14 protein-coding genes, 1 pseudogene and 1 riboswitch are annotated in these 16,762 nt (G+C 70.7%); of the genes and pseudogenes, 3 read left to right on the top strand and 12 right to left on the bottom strand.

Annotated elements, in window-relative coordinates; translation table 11 throughout:
* Nucleotides 1-3: 3 nt before the first annotated feature.
* The 12 genes and pseudogenes from FNH08_RS53025 to FNH08_RS10290 all read right to left on the bottom strand — a co-directional run bounded on the left by FNH08_RS53025 (nucleotide 4) and on the right by FNH08_RS10290 (nucleotide 13,615).
* The gene (locus FNH08_RS53025) at nucleotides 4-792 is read right to left on the bottom strand and encodes a KUP/HAK/KT family potassium transporter (protein ID WP_265579761.1); all 789 of its coding nucleotides are present in this window, start codon (nucleotides 790-792) and stop codon (nucleotides 4-6) included.
* Nucleotides 793-905: 113 nt separating this feature from the next.
* Nucleotides 906-1,379 (bottom strand): annotated as a pseudogene (locus FNH08_RS53020) (KUP/HAK/KT family potassium transporter); the annotation flags it as partial.
* Nucleotides 1,376-1,972, bottom strand: coding sequence for a KUP/HAK/KT family potassium transporter (locus tag FNH08_RS53015; RefSeq protein WP_265579760.1), 597 nt, complete (start codon nucleotides 1,970-1,972; stop codon nucleotides 1,376-1,378). The gene FNH08_RS53015 and the pseudogene FNH08_RS53020, both read right to left, overlap by 4 nt.
* A gap of 96 nt (nucleotides 1,973-2,068) precedes the next feature.
* A complete protein-coding gene (locus FNH08_RS10330) occupies nucleotides 2,069-2,908 on the bottom strand; it encodes an ABC transporter ATP-binding protein (RefSeq protein WP_152771143.1) in 840 nt (279 codons plus the stop codon).
* Nucleotides 2,905-3,969, bottom strand: a complete 1,065-nt coding sequence (locus FNH08_RS10325; RefSeq protein ID WP_152771142.1) for a FecCD family ABC transporter permease — start codon at nucleotides 3,967-3,969, stop codon at nucleotides 2,905-2,907. Before FNH08_RS10325 ends, FNH08_RS10330 begins: the two co-directional genes overlap by 4 nt.
* On the bottom strand, nucleotides 3,966-5,003 hold the full coding sequence (locus tag FNH08_RS10320) for an ABC transporter substrate-binding protein (RefSeq protein WP_322724161.1): 1,038 nt from the start codon (nucleotides 5,001-5,003) through the stop codon (nucleotides 3,966-3,968). The genes FNH08_RS10325 and FNH08_RS10320 overlap by 4 nt, the downstream gene beginning before the upstream one ends.
* 41 nt (nucleotides 5,004-5,044) lie before the next feature.
* A riboswitch (cobalamin riboswitch) is annotated at nucleotides 5,045-5,195 on the bottom strand.
* 76 nt (nucleotides 5,196-5,271) lie between these two features.
* On the bottom strand, nucleotides 5,272-5,688 hold the full coding sequence (locus FNH08_RS10315; RefSeq protein WP_152771141.1) for a universal stress protein: 417 nt from the start codon (nucleotides 5,686-5,688) through the stop codon (nucleotides 5,272-5,274).
* A gap of 2 nt (nucleotides 5,689-5,690) precedes the next feature.
* Nucleotides 5,691-7,187, bottom strand: coding sequence for an APC family permease (locus tag FNH08_RS10310; protein WP_152771140.1), 1,497 nt, complete (start codon nucleotides 7,185-7,187; stop codon nucleotides 5,691-5,693).
* A gap of 85 nt (nucleotides 7,188-7,272) precedes the next feature.
* Nucleotides 7,273-8,502 carry a saccharopine dehydrogenase family protein gene (locus FNH08_RS10305; protein WP_322724160.1) on the bottom strand — a complete coding sequence of 410 codons (1,230 nt, stop codon included), beginning with the start codon at nucleotides 8,500-8,502 and terminating at the stop codon, nucleotides 7,273-7,275.
* Between the two features lie 100 nt (nucleotides 8,503-8,602).
* The gene (meaB, locus tag FNH08_RS10300; protein WP_152771138.1) at nucleotides 8,603-9,601 is read right to left on the bottom strand and encodes a methylmalonyl Co-A mutase-associated GTPase MeaB; all 999 of its coding nucleotides are present in this window, start codon (nucleotides 9,599-9,601) and stop codon (nucleotides 8,603-8,605) included.
* A 4-nt stretch (nucleotides 9,602-9,605) separates the two neighbouring features.
* Complete coding sequence (scpA, locus tag FNH08_RS10295; protein WP_152771137.1) at nucleotides 9,606-11,807, bottom strand: methylmalonyl-CoA mutase; 2,202 nt, start codon at nucleotides 11,805-11,807, stop codon at nucleotides 9,606-9,608.
* Nucleotides 11,807-13,615, bottom strand: a complete 1,809-nt coding sequence (locus FNH08_RS10290) for a methylmalonyl-CoA mutase family protein (protein WP_152771136.1) — start codon at nucleotides 13,613-13,615, stop codon at nucleotides 11,807-11,809. Before FNH08_RS10290 ends, scpA begins: the two co-directional genes overlap by 1 nt.
* A 248-nt stretch (nucleotides 13,616-13,863) precedes the next feature.
* On the opposite strand from FNH08_RS10290, the gene pcaDC reads away from it, so the two are divergent.
* Genes pcaDC through FNH08_RS10275 form a run of 3 tightly spaced genes read left to right on the top strand, consistent with a single transcriptional unit; the run spans nucleotide 13,864 to nucleotide 16,680 of the window.
* Nucleotides 13,864-15,159 carry a bifunctional 3-oxoadipate enol-lactonase/4-carboxymuconolactone decarboxylase PcaDC gene (gene pcaDC, locus FNH08_RS10285; protein ID WP_322724157.1) on the top strand — a complete coding sequence of 432 codons (1,296 nt, stop codon included), beginning with the start codon at nucleotides 13,864-13,866 and terminating at the stop codon, nucleotides 15,157-15,159.
* Between the two features lie 55 nt (nucleotides 15,160-15,214).
* Nucleotides 15,215-15,850 (top strand): MBL fold metallo-hydrolase, encoded by a 636-nt coding sequence (locus tag FNH08_RS10280; RefSeq protein WP_152771135.1) that lies wholly within the window; start codon nucleotides 15,215-15,217, stop codon nucleotides 15,848-15,850.
* A gap of 50 nt (nucleotides 15,851-15,900) precedes the next feature.
* Nucleotides 15,901-16,680 carry an exodeoxyribonuclease III gene (locus FNH08_RS10275; RefSeq protein ID WP_152771134.1) on the top strand — a complete coding sequence of 260 codons (780 nt, stop codon included), beginning with the start codon at nucleotides 15,901-15,903 and terminating at the stop codon, nucleotides 16,678-16,680.
* Nucleotides 16,681-16,762 lie beyond the last annotated feature (82 nt).

Below are 16,762 nucleotides of genomic sequence, written 5' to 3'. Positions count from 1 at the left end.
GGGCTACACCTCGATATGTGAGCCCATGATGACCGTACGGTCCCTGGGCAGGCTGAAGTACTCGGCGGCGTCCGCCGTGATGTAGGAGGTGGCGACGAACAGCCGCTTGCGCCAGGGGGCCATCGTCCGTGCCTTTCCGCGGCGGAGTTCGATCTTCGACAGGTAGTAGGACGCCTGGTCGAGCCGCAGCGAGCCTTCGGTTTGGGCCGGGTCGAGCATCGCCAGGGCGCCGGGTACGTCCGGTGTCTCCATGTAGCGGAACCGGGCGGTGACGTGGATGATCCCGTCGTCGGCATAGCCGAGGTCGTCGACGACGACTTTTCGGCCGGCGGGGACGCGGGGCACGGGCTCGGTCTCGATGGACAGGATCACGACCTGGTCGTGCCGCACATGGTTGTGCTCGACGTTGGCCCGCATGGCCAGCGGGGCGCTCTGCTTGCCCCGGTTGAGGAAGACCGCCGTGCCGGGCACCCGGAGCGTCCGCCCCTCCTCGGAGCGGCGGAGGTCGGCGATGAACTCGGGCAGCGGGCCTTCCTCGCGCGCTCGTTCCGCGGTGACGATCTCGCGGCCGCGTTGCCAGGTCGTCATGACGGTGAACGCGGTGAGGCCGATGAGCAGCGGCAGCCACGCGCCGTGGACGAGCTTGGTCAGGTTGGCGGCCACGAACAGCAGGTCCACCAGGAGCAGCACGGTCGCGCCGATGGCGAGCAGCCACACGGGCGTTCCCCACTTCGCGCGGGCGACGTAGAAGAACAGAAGGGTGGTGATGGTGATGGTGCCGGTGACCGCCATGCCGAACGCGAAGGCCAGCGCCGCGGAGGTGCGGAAGGCGAAGACCAGGGTGGGACCGAGACCATGAGCAGCCAGTTGATCCAGGGGACGTAGATCTGGCCGATCGTGGATTCGGAGGTGTGCGCGATCCGCAGCCTCGGCAGGTAGCCGAGCTGGGCGGCCTGCGAGGCTACCGAGTAGGCGCCGGTGATCACGGCCTGGGAGGCGATGACGGTGGCCGCCGTGGCCAGCAGGATCATCGGCCACCGTCCCCAGTCGGGCACGAGCAGGAAGAACGGACTGCTGATGTTGTCCAGATCGTCGAGGATCAGCGCGCCCTGGCCGAGGTAGCTCAGGACGCACGCGGGGAAGACGAGGAACAGCCAGCCGCGGGTGATCGCCCGGCGGCCGAAGTGCCCCATGTCGGCGTAGAGCGCCTCCGCACCGGTGACCGCGAGCACGACCGCGGCCAGGGCGAAGAAGGCGGTGCCCCAGTGGCCCACCAGAAAGCCCAGGGCGTAGCCCGGCGACAGCGCCTTGAGGATGTCCGGCTGGTCGGTGATGCCGGCGATGCCGCTCGCGCCGATGGCCACGAACCAGGCGATCATGCGGGCCCGAACCCCCGGCCCACCGCCGCGGTTCCTCTGCGCTGCACCAGGAACAGCAGCACGATGATCACCGCCGTGATCGGCACGATCGCGCTGTCCAGTGACGGCTCGACGACCTTGAGTCCCTCCACCGCGGACAGCACCGAGATCGCCGGGGTGATCATGCTGTCTCCGAAGAACAGCGACGCACCGAAAATCCCCAGTGCTGCCAGGACCACGGCGGCCCGCCCGCCCCGCTGTGCGCTCCACCGCCGCAAGAGGGTGATCAGCGCCATGATGCCGCCCTCACCGTCGTTGTCGGCACGCATCGCCAGCAGCACACAGGTGACCAGGACGATGATCACCACCGACCAGAACACCAGTGACACCACCCCGTACACGTTGTCCGTGGTGACCGGGACGGGGTGCGGGTCGCTCGGGTTGAACACCGTCTGGAGGGTGTAGATCGGACTGGTCCCGATGTCGCCGAAGACCACCCCCAGAGCACCGATCACCACGCCGAGACGCACCACGTCGCGCCCGCTCGCCCGAGCGTCAGGCGCCTTCGATGCGGATCCGTCATCCGACGCGGTGGTCTGTCGGCGACCGGCCATGGTGACCCTCCTCCGTGCGGGCCGCTGGACTGCGGCCCGGGGCATAGGAGCGGACGGTACCGACCTGTGTCGCGACCGCCGAGAGCGACGTGCCGCTCAGTCCCCGGCGACCGTCCCCAGGAAGCGTATGTGCGGCTGGTCGCCGGGGCCGGGGCGGGTGACCGTGGCCCGTACGCCATAGACGTCGGCCAGCAGGGACTCGGTCAGGGTGGTGCCCGGGGTGCCGGTGGCCACCACCTGTCCCTGCCGGAGTACGACGACCTGGTCGCAGTACATGGCAGCCAGGTTCAGGTCGTGCAGGGCGACGACGCTCGTGACGGGCAGGCCGGCGACCAGGTTCAGCAGGTCCAACTGGTGCTGGATGTCCAGGTGGTTGGTCGGTTCGTCGAGGAGCAGCTCGCGCGGTTCCTGGGCGAGGGCGCGGGCGATCTGGACACGCTGGCGTTCGCCGCCGGAGAGCGTGTGCCAGGGCTGGTCCGCGCGGTCGGTGAGCCCGGTGCGCTCCAGGGAGGTGCGGACGGCTGTCTCGTCCGCCTCGGACGTCGGAGTCCAGGCGCGGCGGTGCGGGATGCGGCCCAGGCGTACGACGTCGAGGACGGTCAGCTCAACGAGGGTGTCCGTCTGCTGCTCGACGACGGCGACCCGCCGGGCCACGGCACGGCGCCCCCAGTCGCCCAGCGGACGCCCGTCCAGGGTGACGACGCCCGAGGCCGGGGAGAGCACCCCGGCCAGCAGCCGCAACAGGGTCGACTTCCCGGACCCGTTGGGGCCCAGCAACCCGGTCACCGAGCCGGGCCGGGGGGTGAGGCTGACACCGTCGAGGATCAGCCGTCCGTCGGCGGTGCGGCTCACGCGGTCGGCGGCGAGGGTGGAGGGCCGGGCGGACGAGTCGGGGTCGCGCCGCTCGGTGTCGCTCTGTTCCGTGCCGGTCGTCATCGCGGCCTCCTCGTGCGGTACAGGACCAGGACGAACGCGGGCACGCCGACGAGCGAGGTCACCACGCCCACCGGTACCTCCTGGGGATCGAGGACGGTACGGGCCAGGGTGTCGGCCCACACCAGGAACACCGCCCCGGCGACCGCGGTGACCGGCAGCAGCCGGCCGTGCCCCGGGCCGACGAGCGCGCGGGCGGCGTGCGGCAGGACCAGGCCGACGAAGCCGATCGCGCCCGCCGCGCTGACCAGTGCGGCCGTCAGCAGCGCGGTCACGCACAGCAGCACCAGCCGTGTCCGGGCGACCGCGACCCCGAGGGTGGCCGCCGCGTCCTGGCCGAAGGCGAAGGCGTCGAGCGTGCGCGCGTACCCGAGGCAGACCACCACAGCCGTCGCCAGGACGGCCAGGCAGAGCCACACCTCGGTCCAGCCGGCCCCGCTGAGCGACCCCAGCAGCCAGAACAGCACCCCGCGGGTGGTCTCGGCGTCGGCCGCCGTCATCACCACGAACGACGTCACGGCGGAGAACAACTGCATCGCGGCCACACCCGCCAGCACCACCCGGTCCGTCGTCCCGCCGAGCGTGTGGCTGAGCACCAGCACCAGCGCGAACGAGACGAGCGCCCCCACGAACGCGCCCGCCGACACGGACAGCACGCCACCGCCGAAACCGAGGACGACCACGAGGACGGCTCCGGTCGACGCCCCGGAGGACACGCCCAGAACGAACGGGTCGGCGAGCGGGTTGCGCAGCAACGACTGCATCACCGCACCGCACAGGGCGAGCCCGGCCCCGCACACCGCCGCGAGCAGGGTGCGCGGCAGCCGCAGGTTCCACACGATGCCGTCCCGGATCGGCGACATCTCCGTCGTGTCCCAGCCCAGGTGGGAGGCGACCACGGACCAGACGTCCCCGACACCGATGTCCGCCGGACCGATGGTGATGGCCACGGCGACGGACAGGGCGAGCAGCGTGAGTCCGACGCCCAGACCGGCTGCCGTACGCAGCCCACCGGCCGCGCCCCGAAGTCGTCGGGCTCCGAGGGACCGCAGCGCGGTGGTCATCCGGCGAGCCCGTACTCGCGCAGCGCCGCGGCGACCTTCTCCACGCCTTCCACCGTGCGGATCGACGGATTCATCGCCTGGCCGCTGAGCAGCACGTACCGCTTCTCCTTGACCGCGTCCATGTTCTTGGTCGCCGCGTTGGACTCCAGGAACTCGATCTTCTTCTCGGCGGTCTCCGCGGTCTCCTGCTCGCGGACGAGGTCGCCGATGACCAGCACGTCCGGGTTGCGGTCCGCGACGGTCTCCCAACTGACCTGCGGCCACTCCTGCTTGGTGTCGTCGAAGACGTTCTTCGCGCCGAGTTCGTTGGTGACGACGCCGGGGGCGCCGCAGCAGCCCGCCATGTAGGGCGACTCCTGGTTCGCGAACCAGTACAGGATCGTGGTGTCCTCGGCGTCGATCCCGGACGTGGCCTTCGACACCCGGTTCTTCAGTTGCGTGACCAGCTTCCGACCGCGCTCCTCCACCCCGAAGACCCGCGCCAGCTCCAGCACTTCCTGGTAGACGCTGTCCATGGCCAGCGGCCTGGTCCGCTCGCCGTCACTGGCCCCGGTGTTGTCCTTGCCCTGGCAGTCGGAGGGCGAGAGGTACGTCGGCACGCCCAGCTCCTCGAACTTCTCCCGGGGAGCCACGCCGCCCTTGCCGAGGGTGGAGGCGAAGGAGGAGGCCACGAAGTCCGGCTCGGTCTCCAGGACCTTCTCGAACGACGGCTGGTTGTCGGCGAGCCGCGGGACCTTGGCGCCTGCCTTCTGAAGCCCCTTGAGGACCGGGTCGGTCCACGTGGCGGTGCCCACCATACGGTCGGCGAGGCCGAGGGACAGCATGATCTCGGTGGTGCCCTGGTTCAGGGAGACGGCCCGCTTCGGCGGGTTCTCGACCGTCACCTTCTGCCCGCAGTTGTCGAGGGAGACCGCGTTGCCCCCGGCGTCGGACTTCCCCGACGTACCGGACGAGTCGCCCGAGCCGCAGGCGGACAACAGCAGCGCCCCGGAGAGGAGCAGGACGGAACAGCGGGTGGTGCGTGTGAGGTGCACGGTGAGGCTTTCTGGACGTCGAGGCCCATACGCGGGACCCGTTCGGACGGTCGGCGGCCAGCAGGTATTCGGACTCGGGCACACCGTCGCGGGGCCGCTGCCCCGCCCGTCACCCTCACCGCTGCGCGTCAGCTCCGGACTCTCACCGGATTCCCTGACCCATGCACGCGGACTGCCGCGTACGCGAGTTCGACTGGCGAGCGGAAGTTACCATGGCCTTACCTACCCCGGCGAAATGTCCCCGGCGCGGACCGGCTCCCCGGTCCGGTCACAGCTCGGTGGGCACGCACAGCACCGGAGTGCGGGACAGGTGCAGCAGTTTGTGAGGCGTCGAACCCAGGAGCGCTCCACGCAGGGGGCTCTCGCCCCAGGTGCCGACCACGATGAGCCTCGCCGCATGCCGGTCCGCGGCGTCGATCAGCGCTTCCGCCGGTCTCTGGTCGATGACTTCCACGGTGGTCCGTACGCCGGCCTCACCGGCCACCCTGACGGCGTGACCGAGCGTGGCGCGTCCGGCCTCGTGAACGGCCTCGCGGTGGGCGGTGGACTCCTCGCCGAGGCCGCCCGGTGCCGCGGCGCCGTAGACCAGCACGAGCGGCTCACCGTACGTGGCCGACACCTCGATGGCGACACGTAGGGCGCGGACCGCGCCCGGGGACTCGTCGTATCCGAGAACGACCGACATCTTCACGACTCCTTGTCGCCGTCGACGAGTTCGGGGTCGACCACCTGCGGACGTTCCGACCAGAAGGCGGGCGACATCAGACGCCACACGATCATGAGCACCACACCCGCGAGGGTGATGCCGATGCCGATGACCAGCGGGGGACCGAGCCCGAACCACGAGACGCCGCTGTAGGAGTTCGCGGGATCGGCCATGTCACCGACCGACTCCACCAGCAGCCAGGCGAGCAGGCCCGCGCCGACCAGGGGGCCGGCACCGATGAGGACGAAGTGGCGCACGCTCTCGGTCAGTTGGCGGCGGTAGTAGACCGCGCACGCGACACCCGTGAGCGCGTAGTAGAACGCGATCAGCAGGGACAGCGCGGTGAGCGAGTCGAACAGGGCGTTCTCACTGATCTGGCGGACGACGAGATACCAGACGATGGCGATACCGGCGACCCACCACGTGCTCACGTCGGGCGTGCGGAACCGTGGGTGGATGTGGCCGTAGTGCGCGGGCAGCGCGCGACGGCGAGCCATGGACAGCGCCGTGCGCGAGGCGGGGATGATCGTCGTCTGCGTCGACGCCAGTCCGGACGTCGAGACCGCGAGCAGGACGACCCAGTCCCAGCTCCCCATCGCCTCGTCGGCGAGCAGGGCGAAGATGAACTCCTCCTCCGCGGCGTTCTCGGTCAGGTACGTCGTCCCCGCGTACGCCACGACCGCGATGGCGACCGCCACATAGGTCACCAGCAGGATGACCGTGGACCAGACGGCCGCCTTGCCCGGAGCGACGGCGGAGTCCTCGACCTCCTCGGTGAGGTTGACCGCCGACTCCCAGCCCCAGTAGATGAACACGCCCAGCAGCAGGGCCGCCGTCAGTGACGCGCCTCCGGCGCCGAAGGGGTCAAGCCAGCTGATCGACGGTTCGAGGGAGCCGAGCGTGCCGGTGTCCGCGTAGACCCGGTACAGCGCCACCACGGCGAAGGCGAGCAGACAGGCGACCTGCGCCAGGATGAGGGTGTTCTGCACCTTGGCCGACGCCTCGATGCCGATGACGCACACGGTCGTCATCACGAGGATGAGCAGCACCGTGAGCAACTGGCGGACGAACTCGTTGTCGGCCCAGCTGTCGAGACCGAAGGCGAGCAGGGCGAAGGTCACCGCGACGTCCGCCAGCGATCCGACCACCAGGACTCCGGTCATCGCGATGGCCCAGCCGCCGAGCCACCCGGCCCACGGGCCCATCGCGCGGGTGACCCACGAGAAGGTCGTACCGCAGTCCTGGTCGACCTTGTTGAGGTAGTAGAACGCCGAGGCGATCAGCAGCATCGGTACGAACGACGCCAGCATCACACCGGGGGCGTAGACACCCACGAGGGCCACGACCGGGCCGATGGCCGCGGCCAGCGAGTACGCGGGGGAGGTGGCGTTGAGGCCGATGACGAGCGCGTCGACGAACCCGATCGCATCGGCCTTCAGCCCCTCGGGCGGGCGTTCGTCGATGGTGGCGCCGGCCATGCTCCCTCGATTCGGTCGTGCGTGACCTCATCAAACAGGGAGCCAGGGGGCCTGCCGGGTCATTGGTGCCCGGTCACGGGAGATATCACCCGTGTGCTCCCTCGCGCAGGGACCATGGCGAGCCGTACTCCGTCAGCAGGTCCAGGAACGGCCGGGGAGGCAGCGCCTCGGGACCGAGTACCCCGCTGCCGTGCCAGGCTCCGGAGGCGATCAGTTCCAGGGCGACCACGGGGTTGACCGCGGTCTGCCAGACCACGGCCTGGGAACCGTACTCCCGCATCGACCACTGGTTGTCGACCACGTGGTAGAGGTACACCTCCCGGGGCGCGCCGTCCTTCGTGCCCCTGACCCAGGTGCCCGCGCAGGTCCTGCCGTGCATACGGTCGCCGAGGCCGGCCGGGTCGGGCAGGCAGGCGGCGACGACGTCACGGGGGGAGACGGCGACCTGGCCGGCCGCACTGCTCACGGTGACCGGGTCCGTGCGGTCGAGCCCCAGCTTGTGCAGGGTCCGCAGGACACCGATGAACTCGTCGCCGAGACCGTACTTGAACGTGACACGCCCGGCCTTCAGCCAACGGGGAATCAGCAGCACTTCCTCGTGCTCGACGTTCACGCACTCCACCGGCCCGATGCCCTCCGGGAAGTCGAACACCTCCGACTCGCTGAAGGGCTCCGTGGTGAACCAGCCTCGCCCCTCCTCGTAGACGACCGGTGGGTTCAGGCACTCCTCGATGGTCGTCCAGATGCTGAAGGACGGGGCGAAGTCGTATCCGTCCACGACCAGGTCGGCACCGTCACGGATGCCGATCTCCTCGATCTCGTCGAAGAGCTCGTCGGCGGCGTACCGGGCGAAGACGTCCGAGAGACCCGGCTCCACACCCATGCCGACGAGCGCCAGCCGGTCCGCCGCCACCCACTCCTCGGCCCGTTCGAACTGGGCGTCCCCCAGCTTGACGCCGCACTCCTGGTAGGGGCGGGACGGATGCGGCCGGGACAGCGACATCGCCATGTCCACGTAGTGCGCGCCCTGAGCGAGCGCCGCCTCGAACAGCGGCAGGACGAAACGGGGATCGGTGGCGTTCATCAGGACATCGCAGCGGTACTCCGCGAGGGCGGCCCCCACACCGGCCGCGTCGGAGGCATCGAGTCGCGTCGCCGTGAACCTGCGCTCGTCCTCCCCGAGATACGCGACGGCGGACTCCGCGCGGGCCGGATCGTAGTCGGCGACGACCATGTGCTCGAAGAACGAACGACGGGCGGCGATCCGGGTGATGGCGGTGCCCACCCCTCCCGCTCCTACCAACAGGACTCGCACAGCGCAGCACCCCTTCGGCACACCGTCAGTAGGGAAACTTGCAGCAGAAAAACCTCGCGGCAGGGAACCTTGCAGGTGGGACGGTAACAGCCGCGGAACTCTAGGGAGTGCCCTCCGCGCCGTGTTCCCCGAACGCCCTCAGAATGCGCTCGGCGGCCCGTGTCGCCGTCAGTTCGCCGTCCCGCACCTGCTGTTCGAGGTCAGGCGTGAGAGCCCGTACGGCCGGGTGCGTGCGGAGGCGGCCGAGGAGTTCGTCGCGGACCATCGTCCAGGTCCAGTCGACCTGCTGGTCACGGCGCTTGGTGGCGAGGCGGCCGGTGGAGTCCAGCAGGATGCGGTGCTGTTCGAGGCGTTCCCACACGGTGTCCAGGCCGGTCGACTCCCGGGCGCTGCAACTGAGCACGGGAGGCGTCCAGGCCGCGTCCTTGCCGTGCATGAGCCGCAGGGCGCCCGCCAGTTCGCGGGCCGCCGCGCGGGCGTCGCGCTCGTGCGGCCCGTCCGCCTTGTTGACGGCGATCACGTCGGCCAGCTCCAGGACACCTTTCTTGATGCCCTGCAACTGGTCACCGGTCCGGGCGAGGGTGAGCAGCAGGAAGGAGTCGACCATGTTCGCGACCGCGGTCTCCGACTGGCCGACCCCCACGGTCTCCACGAGCACCACGTCGTACCCGGCCGCCTCCATCACGACGATCGACTCGCGGGTGGCCTTGGCGACCCCGCCGAGCGTGCCGGCGGTGGGGGAGGGGCGTACGAAGGCCGCCGGGTCGACGGCCAGGCGCTCCATACGGGTCTTGTCACCGAGGATCGACCCGCCGGTACGGCTGGACGACGGGTCGACCGCCAGCACCGCCACCCGGTGGCCGAGCCCGGTGAGCAGGGTGCCGAACGCGTCGATGAACGTCGACTTCCCCACGCCCGGCACCCCGCTGACCCCGATCCGCCGCGCCTTCCCGCTGTGCGGCAGCAACTCGCTCAGCAACTCCTGTGCCATGGCGCGGTGCTGGGGCCGGGCGGACTCCACAAGGGTGATGGCGCGGGCGACGATCGCGCGCTTGCCGTCGAGGACACCCTTCACATACGTGTCGAGGTCGATCGCCATGGCGTCAGTGGTCGATCCCGAGGTCGTGCCCGAGGTCGTGCCCGAGATCTTCCGAGAGCCGCGCGACCAGGTCGTACGCCGCGTCCGGGATCACCGTGCCGGGCGGGAAGACGGCCGCCGCGCCCATCTCCAGGAGCGTGGGCACGTCCTGCGGCGGGATCACCCCGCCGACCACGATCATGATGTCTTCCCGGCCCTCCTCGGCGAGCTGCTCACGCAGCGCCGGTACGAGGGTGAGGTGACCGGCGGCCAGTGACGACACGCCCACGATGTGGACGTCCGCCTCGACGGCCTGGCGGGCCACCTCGGCCGGGGTCTGGAACAGTGCGCCGACGTCGACGTCGAAGCCGAGGTCGGCGAACGCGGTGGCGATCACCTTCTGGCCCCGGTCGTGGCCGTCCTGGCCCATCTTGGCGACCAGGATGCGCGGGCGGCGGCCCTCGGCCTCCTGGAAGGCGTCCACGAGCGTGCGGGTGCGCTCCACGGACGGGGACTCGCCGGCTTCGTTGCGGTACACGCCCGAGATCGTACGGATCTGGCTCGCGTGCCGCCCGTACACCTTCTCCAGGGCGTCGGAGATCTCGCCGACGGTCGCCTTGGCGCGGGCGGCGTTCACGGCCAGCTCCAGAAGGTTGCCCTCGCCGCCGGCGGCCCGGGTGAGCGCGTCCAACGCGTCCCGGCAGGCGGTCTCGTCGCGCTCCTCGCGCAGCCGCCGCAGCTTGGCGATCTGCTGGGCCCGTACGGAGGAGTTGTCGACCTTGAGGACCTCGATCTGCTCGTCGCTGTCCACCCGGTACTTGTTGACGCCGATGACCGGCTGCCGTCCGGAGTCGATCCGGGCCTGGGTGCGGGCCGCGGCCTCCTCCACGCGGAGCTTGGGGATGCCCGCGTCTATGGCCTGCGCCATGCCGCCCGCCTGCTCGACCTCCTGGATGTGCTGCCAGGCCCGCCGGGCCAGGTCGTAGGTCAGCTTCTCCACGTACGCGCTGCCGCCCCACGGGTCGATGACCCGGGTCGTCCCGGACTCCTGCTGGATCAGCAGCTGTGTGTTGCGGGCGATGCGGGCGGAGAAGTCGGTGGGCAGGGCGAGTGCCTCGTCGAGGGCGTTGGTGTGCAGCGACTGGGTGTGTCCCTGGGTGGCCGCCATGGCCTCCACGCAGGTCCGGGTGACGTTGTTGAACACGTCCTGCGCGGTCAGCGACCAGCCCGAGGTCTGCGAATGGGTGCGCAGGGACAGCGACTTGGAGTTCTGCGGGTCGAACTGCCTCACCAGCTTCGCCCACAGCAGGCGTGCCGCCCGCAGCTTGGCGATCTCCATGAAGAAGTTCATGCCGATCGCCCAGAAGAAGGACAGCCGCGGCGCGAACGCGTCCACGTCCAGGCCCGCCTCCCGTCCCGCCCGGATGTACTCCACACCGTCCGCGAGGGTGTACGCCAGCTCCAGGTCGGCCGTCGCGCCCGCCTCCTGGATGTGGTAGCCGGAGATGGAGATGGAGTTGTAGCGGGGCATCCGCTGCGAGGTGAAGGCGAAGATGTCGGAGATGATCCGCATCGACGGCTTCGGCGGATAGATATAGGTGTTGCGGACCATGAACTCCTTGAGGATGTCGTTCTGGATGGTCCCCGCCAGCTTCTCCGGCGGCACGCCCTGCTCCTCGGCTGCCACGATGTACAGCGCGAGCACCGGCAGCACGGCGCCGTTCATCGTCATCGACACGGTCATCCGGTCCAGAGGGATGCCGTCGAAGAGCTGCCGCATGTCGTAGATCGAGTCGATCGCCACACCCGCCATACCGACGTCACCCGTCACGCGTGGGTGGTCGCTGTCGTAACCGCGGTGGGTCGGCAGGTCGAAGGCGACGGACAGGCCCTTCTGACCGGCGGCCAGGTTGCGCCGGTAGAAGGCGTTGGACTCCTCGGCGGTCGAGAAGCCCGCGTACTGGCGGATCGTCCACGGTTGGTTGACGTACATGGTGGGGTACGGGCCGCGCAGGTACGGGGCGATACCCGGGTAGGTGCCCAGGAAGTCCAGGCCCTCCAGATCCTGCCCGGTGTAGAGCGGCTTGACCGGGATGCCCTCCGGGGTCTCCCAGAGCAGGTCGTCGCCGCCGGTCGCCTTCTTGACGGCCGTGCGCCACTCGTCGGCGCCGCCGTCCGCGGTGGCCGGGGTCCCCAGTTCGATCCCGGAGAAGTCGGGGATTCCCATCAGGACACTCCCATACGGTCGAGGGCGGCGGTCAGCACGGCGACCGCGTCACAGCCCGCGTGGACGTACGTGTCGACACCGGGGTACTGCCCCGGGCGGCCCGCCAGGAACACGTGCGAGGCACCCGCCTCCCTGAGCCGCGCGGCGACGGCCTCAGCCTGTTCCTCGTACAGGGCGTCGCTGGAGCACAGGCACACCTCGCCGGCACCGCTCTCCTCGAAGGTGCCCTCGGTGACGGGCTCGATGCCGCCCGCCTGGAAGAGGTTCGAGGCGAAGGTCGCGCGGGCGGTGTGCGCGGCGGCCGGGCCCACCGTGGCCAGAAAGACCCGGGGGCGGGAGCCGGTCGCCGCGAGGTGGGCGTCGGAACGGGCGCGCAGGGACTCGTATGCCTCGTCGCGGCGGACCCTGGGCAGGCCACCGGACGGCGTTGCGGGCGCGGGCCGCCGCTCCACGGGCTTCTCGGCCAGGTGCGGGAACTCGCTGACGCCGGTGACGGGTTCCCGCCGCTTGGCGAGCTTGTGGGTACGCGCCTGCCAGGTGTCGGCGAGATCCTGACCGAGTCGCCGCGAACGCAGAGCGGCGGCCTGGCCGCCGAGCCGCTCGATCCCCTGGAAGAACTCCCAGCCCGCGTGGGCGAGTTCGTCCGTGAGCCGCTCCACGTACCACGAGCCGCCCGCCGGGTCGATCACCCGGGACAGGTGCGACTCCTCGATCAGGATCGTCGAGGTGTTACGGGCGATGCGCCGGGCGAAGGCGTCCGGCAGCCCGAGCGCGTGATCGAAGGGAAGCACGGTGACCGACTCGGCCCCGCCCGCCCCCGCGGCCAGCGCGGCGACGGTCGTCCGCAGCATGTTCACCCACGGGTCGCGGCGCGTCATCATCACCGGCGAGGTCACCACGTGCTGGAGCTGCGCCCCGGCGGCGGGCACCCCGCACACCTCGGCCACCCGCGCCCACAGTCTGCGCGCGGCCCGCAGCTTGGCGATCGTCAGGAACTGGTCGGCGGTCGCCGCGTACCGGAACTCCAGCTGCGCGAAGGCCCGTTCGGTGCTCAGCCCCGCTTCCGTCAGCTCCCGCAGGTACGCGACGCCGGTCGCCAGCGAGCAGCCCAGTTCCTGAGCGGCCGAGCCACCGGCCTCGTGGTACGGCAGCGCGTCCACGGTCAGCGCCCGCAGCCCGGGATACCGCTCGGCGCACAGGCGCGCGAGACCGACGGCCGCGGTGAAGTCGAACACGTCTCCCGTGCGGGCCTCGTGGCCGAGCGGATCCGCGCCGAGGTTGCCGCGCGCCGCGTCCTCGGAGACACCCCGCTCCTCGTACAACCGCAGCAACTCCCGCGCCGCGGGCTCGACGTCCCGCCCCGCGTCGAGGACGACGGGCGCCAGGTCCAGGTACACGCCGTCGAGGACCTGTCCGAGTGACGTCACCGGGAAGCCGCCCTCCCCGACGACCAGCCACAGGGAGGTGACACCGTTCTCCAGGTCGGCGAGCACCGCGGCACCGTCGGCCGTCGTGTGCCGCTGCCGTACGTCCCAGCCGCCGACGGTGCTCCCCTCGGCCCTCGCCCCGCGTACGAAGGGCGCGAACCCGGGGAGGCCCGGTGCGGGCGCGGTGTCACGCGCGGTGTACAGGGGCCGGGCGCGCAGCCCGTCCTCCAGCGTGGTGGACAGGGCATCCTCGGCCTCGGCACCCTCGACGTCCTTGCCCGACTTGCGCAGCACGCCCGTTACGAGGCTCTGCCACTGCTCGTGGGTCGCGTCAGGGAACTCGGCGGCCAGTTCAAGCCCGTCGTCAGGCAGGACCGTCATGCTCGGATGCTAGGACAGAGTCGCAGAAGAGCGCAGAGGGCACGGCTGTGACCTTGCCCTCTCCTTGGTCACCTTGCTCACCCCAAACCCGAACGGGTGACGAACTACTACGATGCGCGTCACCATCGGCGGTGGTGTGTGAAGCCCGGTGTGGAGGATCTTCGCGAGGCTGCCACAACGTGGGACGGCTTGCATGGGGTTCCGACCCAAGCACGTGAGAAAATGTGAGATGTGGGAGCGTGAGTCGGGTGAGCGACGCACAGACCAACACCCTTCAATACCGCTTTGACGGGCCGGAAGACGCACCGGTCCTGATCCTGGGTCCCTCACTGGGTACAACATGGCACATGTGGGACCGGCAGGTCCCGGAGTTGTCCAAGCAGTGGCGGATCTTCCGCTTCGACCTTCCGGGGCACGGCGGCGCGCCCGCGTACCCGGCCGGTTCCGTGGCCGAGCTGGCGGGCCGTCTGCTCGCCACGCTCGACGGACTCGGTGTCCACCGCTTCGGCTACGCGGGCTGCGCGCTCGGCGGAGCCGTCGGGGTCGAGCTCGCCCTGCGCCACCCCGAGCGTGTGGCCTCCCTCGCGCTGATCGCGACCTCTCCGCGCTTCGGCACGGCGGACGAGTTCCGGCAGCGCGGAGTGATCGTCCGGACCAACGGCCTCGACCCCATCGCCCGTACGTCACCGGAGCGGTGGTTCACCGGAGGGTTCGCGGCCGCGCAGCCCGCGATCACCGAGTGGGCCGTGCAGATGGTGCGCACCACCGACCCCGGCTGCTACATCGCGGCCTGCGAGGCGCTCGCCGCGTTCGACGTGCGCAACGAACTCGGCCGCGTCGGCGTCCCGGCCCTCGTCCTCGTCGGCTCCGACGACCAGGTCACCGGGCCCGCCGAGGCCCGCACCCTGGTCGCCGGCATCCCGGACGCCCGCCTCGCCGTCGTCCCCGGCGCCTCGCACCTCGTCCCCGTCGAGCAGCCCGCCGCCGTCACCGACCTGCTCGTACGGCACTTCTCCTCCGCCTGGCAGCCCGCCTACGACTCGACCACCGGCCAGATGGCGATCCCCGCCGCGCCGGTCAAGCCGGCCCTGACCGTGCCGTCGCAGATCGGCCCCGTCGCCGAGATCGCCCCGGCCGTGGCCCAGCCCGAGGCGGCGGGCAGACCCGACCCCTACGACGCCGGGCTCAAGGTCCGCCGCGAGGTGCTCGGCGACGCGCACGTCGACCGGGCGCTGGCGTCGGCGGACGAGTTCTCCGGGGACTTCCAGGAGCTCATCACCCGGTACGCGTGGGGCGAGGTCTGGAACAGGCCGGGCCTCGACCGCCGCTCCCGCAGCTGCGTCACCCTGACCGCCCTGGTCGCGGGCGGCCACCTCGAAGAGCTCGCCTTCCACACCCGCGCGGCCCTGCGCAACGGCCTCACCCCGGTCGAGATCAAGGAGGTCCTCCTGCAAGCGGCGGTGTACTGCGGCGTACCGGCCGCGAACAGCGCGTTCAAGGTGGCCCAGCAGGTCATCCGCGAGGAGACGACACCCCAGGAGTGAGCCTCCGCCCCATGACGAGTGAGCCTCCGCCCCAGGACGGAGGCACGATGGATCCATGAAGCTCACGAAGAAGTCGCACGCCTGTGTCCGCCTCGAGAAGGACGGGCAGACGCTCGTCCTCGACCCCGGGGGATTCAGCGAGGAGGACGCCGCGCTCGGCGCCGACGCCATCCTCGTCACACATGAGCACCCCGACCACTTCGACGAGTTCCGGCTCCGCGCCGCGATGGAGAACAACCCGGCCGCGCGGATCTGGACCCTCAGGTCGGTCGCGGAGAAGATCTCGTCCGCGTTCCCGGGCCGGGTGCACATCGTGGGCCACGGCGACACGTTCACGGCCGCGGGGTTCGACGTCCAGGTCCACGGCGAACTCCACGCCGTGATCCACCCGGACATCCCGCGGATCACCAACGTCGGCTACCTCGTCGACGACGGCAAGGTGTTCCACCCCGGCGACGCCCTCACCGTCCCGGCCCACCCCGTGGAGACGCTGATGCTGCCGGTCATGGCCCCCTGGAACAAGATCTCCGAGGTCATCGACTACGTCAGGGAGGTCAGGCCGCAGCGCGCGTACGACATCCACGACGCCCTGCTCACCGACCTGGCCCGTCCGATCTACGACCGTCAGATCGGCACTCTGGGCGGCTCGGAGCACCTGCGGCTGACCCCGGGGGAGTCGGCCGAGCTGTGACGGAACCCGGGCGGGACGCGTTGTCGGACCCGCCCGGTAGGTTGTGGGACATGCGCATCGCGACCTGGAACGTGAACTCGATCACCGCCCGCCTGCCCAGGCTCCTGGCCTGGCTGGAGAGCAGCGGCACGGATGTGCTGTGCCTCCAGGAGGCCAAGATCGCCGAGACGGGCTTCCCGTTCGAGCAGCTGCGCGAGCTGGGCTACGAGGCGGCGGTCCACGCGACCGGCCGGTGGAACGGCGTGGCGGTGCTCTCCCGCGTCGGCCTCGAGGACGTCGTCAAGGGCTTGCCCGGCGACCCCGGCTACGACGGCGCCCAGGAGCCCCGCGCCGTCTCCGCGACATGCGGCCCGGTCCGCGTCTGGTCGGTGTACGTGCCGAACGGCCGCGAGGTGGACCACCCGCACTACGCGTACAAGCTCCAGTGGTTCGAGGCCCTCAAGGCGGCCGTCGCGGGCGACGCGGCCGGCAGCCGCCCCTTCGCGGTGCTGGGCGACTACAACGTGGCACCGACGGACGACGACGTCTACGACGTGGCCGCGTTCGAGGGAGCCACCCACGTCACCCCCGCCGAGCGCGCCGCCCTGGCCTCCCTGCGCGAGGCCGGCCTCTCCGACGTGGTCCCGCGCCCCCTCAAGTACGACCACCCGTTCACGTACTGGGACTACCGCCAGCTCTGCTTCCCCAAGAACCGCGGCATGCGCATCGACCTGGTGTACGCCAACGCGTCCTTCACGAAGGCCGTGAAGGACGCGTACGTGGACCGCGAGGAGCGCAAGGGCAAGGGCGCCTCGGACCATGCGCCGGTGGTGGTGGATGTGGAGGTGTAGAGGGCGCGTGCAGGCAGATGCCGGCGGCTCGGGCCCGCACCAACCAGCCCGTCCGGCGTTTGAGGACGAGGCCGTTCAGGCC

The sequence above is a fragment of the Streptomyces spongiae genome (assembly GCF_009377185.1).
In the GTDB taxonomy this organism is placed as follows: domain Bacteria; phylum Actinomycetota; class Actinomycetes; order Streptomycetales; family Streptomycetaceae; genus Streptomyces; species Streptomyces spongiae.
This window is presented reverse-complemented; position numbering and strand designations above follow the sequence as displayed.

Coding starts and splice junctions, on each gene's coding strand:
- FNH08_RS10325 (WP_152771142.1), bottom strand. CDS start 3,969: ATGACCACCGCGCTGCGGTCCCTCGGAGCCCGACGACTTCGGGGCGCG.
- FNH08_RS10330 (WP_152771143.1), bottom strand. CDS start 2,908: ATGACGACCGGCACGGAACAGAGCGACACCGAGCGGCGCGACCCCGAC.
- FNH08_RS10315 (WP_152771141.1), bottom strand. CDS start 5,688: ATGTCGGTCGTTCTCGGATACGACGAGTCCCCGGGCGCGGTCCGCGCC.
- FNH08_RS53015 (WP_265579760.1), bottom strand. CDS start 1,972: ATGGCCGGTCGCCGACAGACCACCGCGTCGGATGACGGATCCGCATCG.
- FNH08_RS10280 (WP_152771135.1), top strand. CDS start 15,215: ATGAAGCTCACGAAGAAGTCGCACGCCTGTGTCCGCCTCGAGAAGGAC.
- FNH08_RS10310 (WP_152771140.1), bottom strand. CDS start 7,187: ATGGCCGGCGCCACCATCGACGAACGCCCGCCCGAGGGGCTGAAGGCC.
- scpA (WP_152771137.1), bottom strand. CDS start 11,807: ATGGGAATCCCCGACTTCTCCGGGATCGAACTGGGGACCCCGGCCACC.
- meaB (WP_152771138.1), bottom strand. CDS start 9,601: ATGGCGATCGACCTCGACACGTATGTGAAGGGTGTCCTCGACGGCAAG.
- FNH08_RS10275 (WP_152771134.1), top strand. CDS start 15,901: ATGCGCATCGCGACCTGGAACGTGAACTCGATCACCGCCCGCCTGCCC.
- FNH08_RS10290 (WP_152771136.1), bottom strand. CDS start 13,615: ATGACGGTCCTGCCTGACGACGGGCTTGAACTGGCCGCCGAGTTCCCT.
- FNH08_RS53025 (WP_265579761.1), bottom strand. CDS start 792: ATGGCGGTCACCGGCACCATCACCATCACCACCCTTCTGTTCTTCTAC.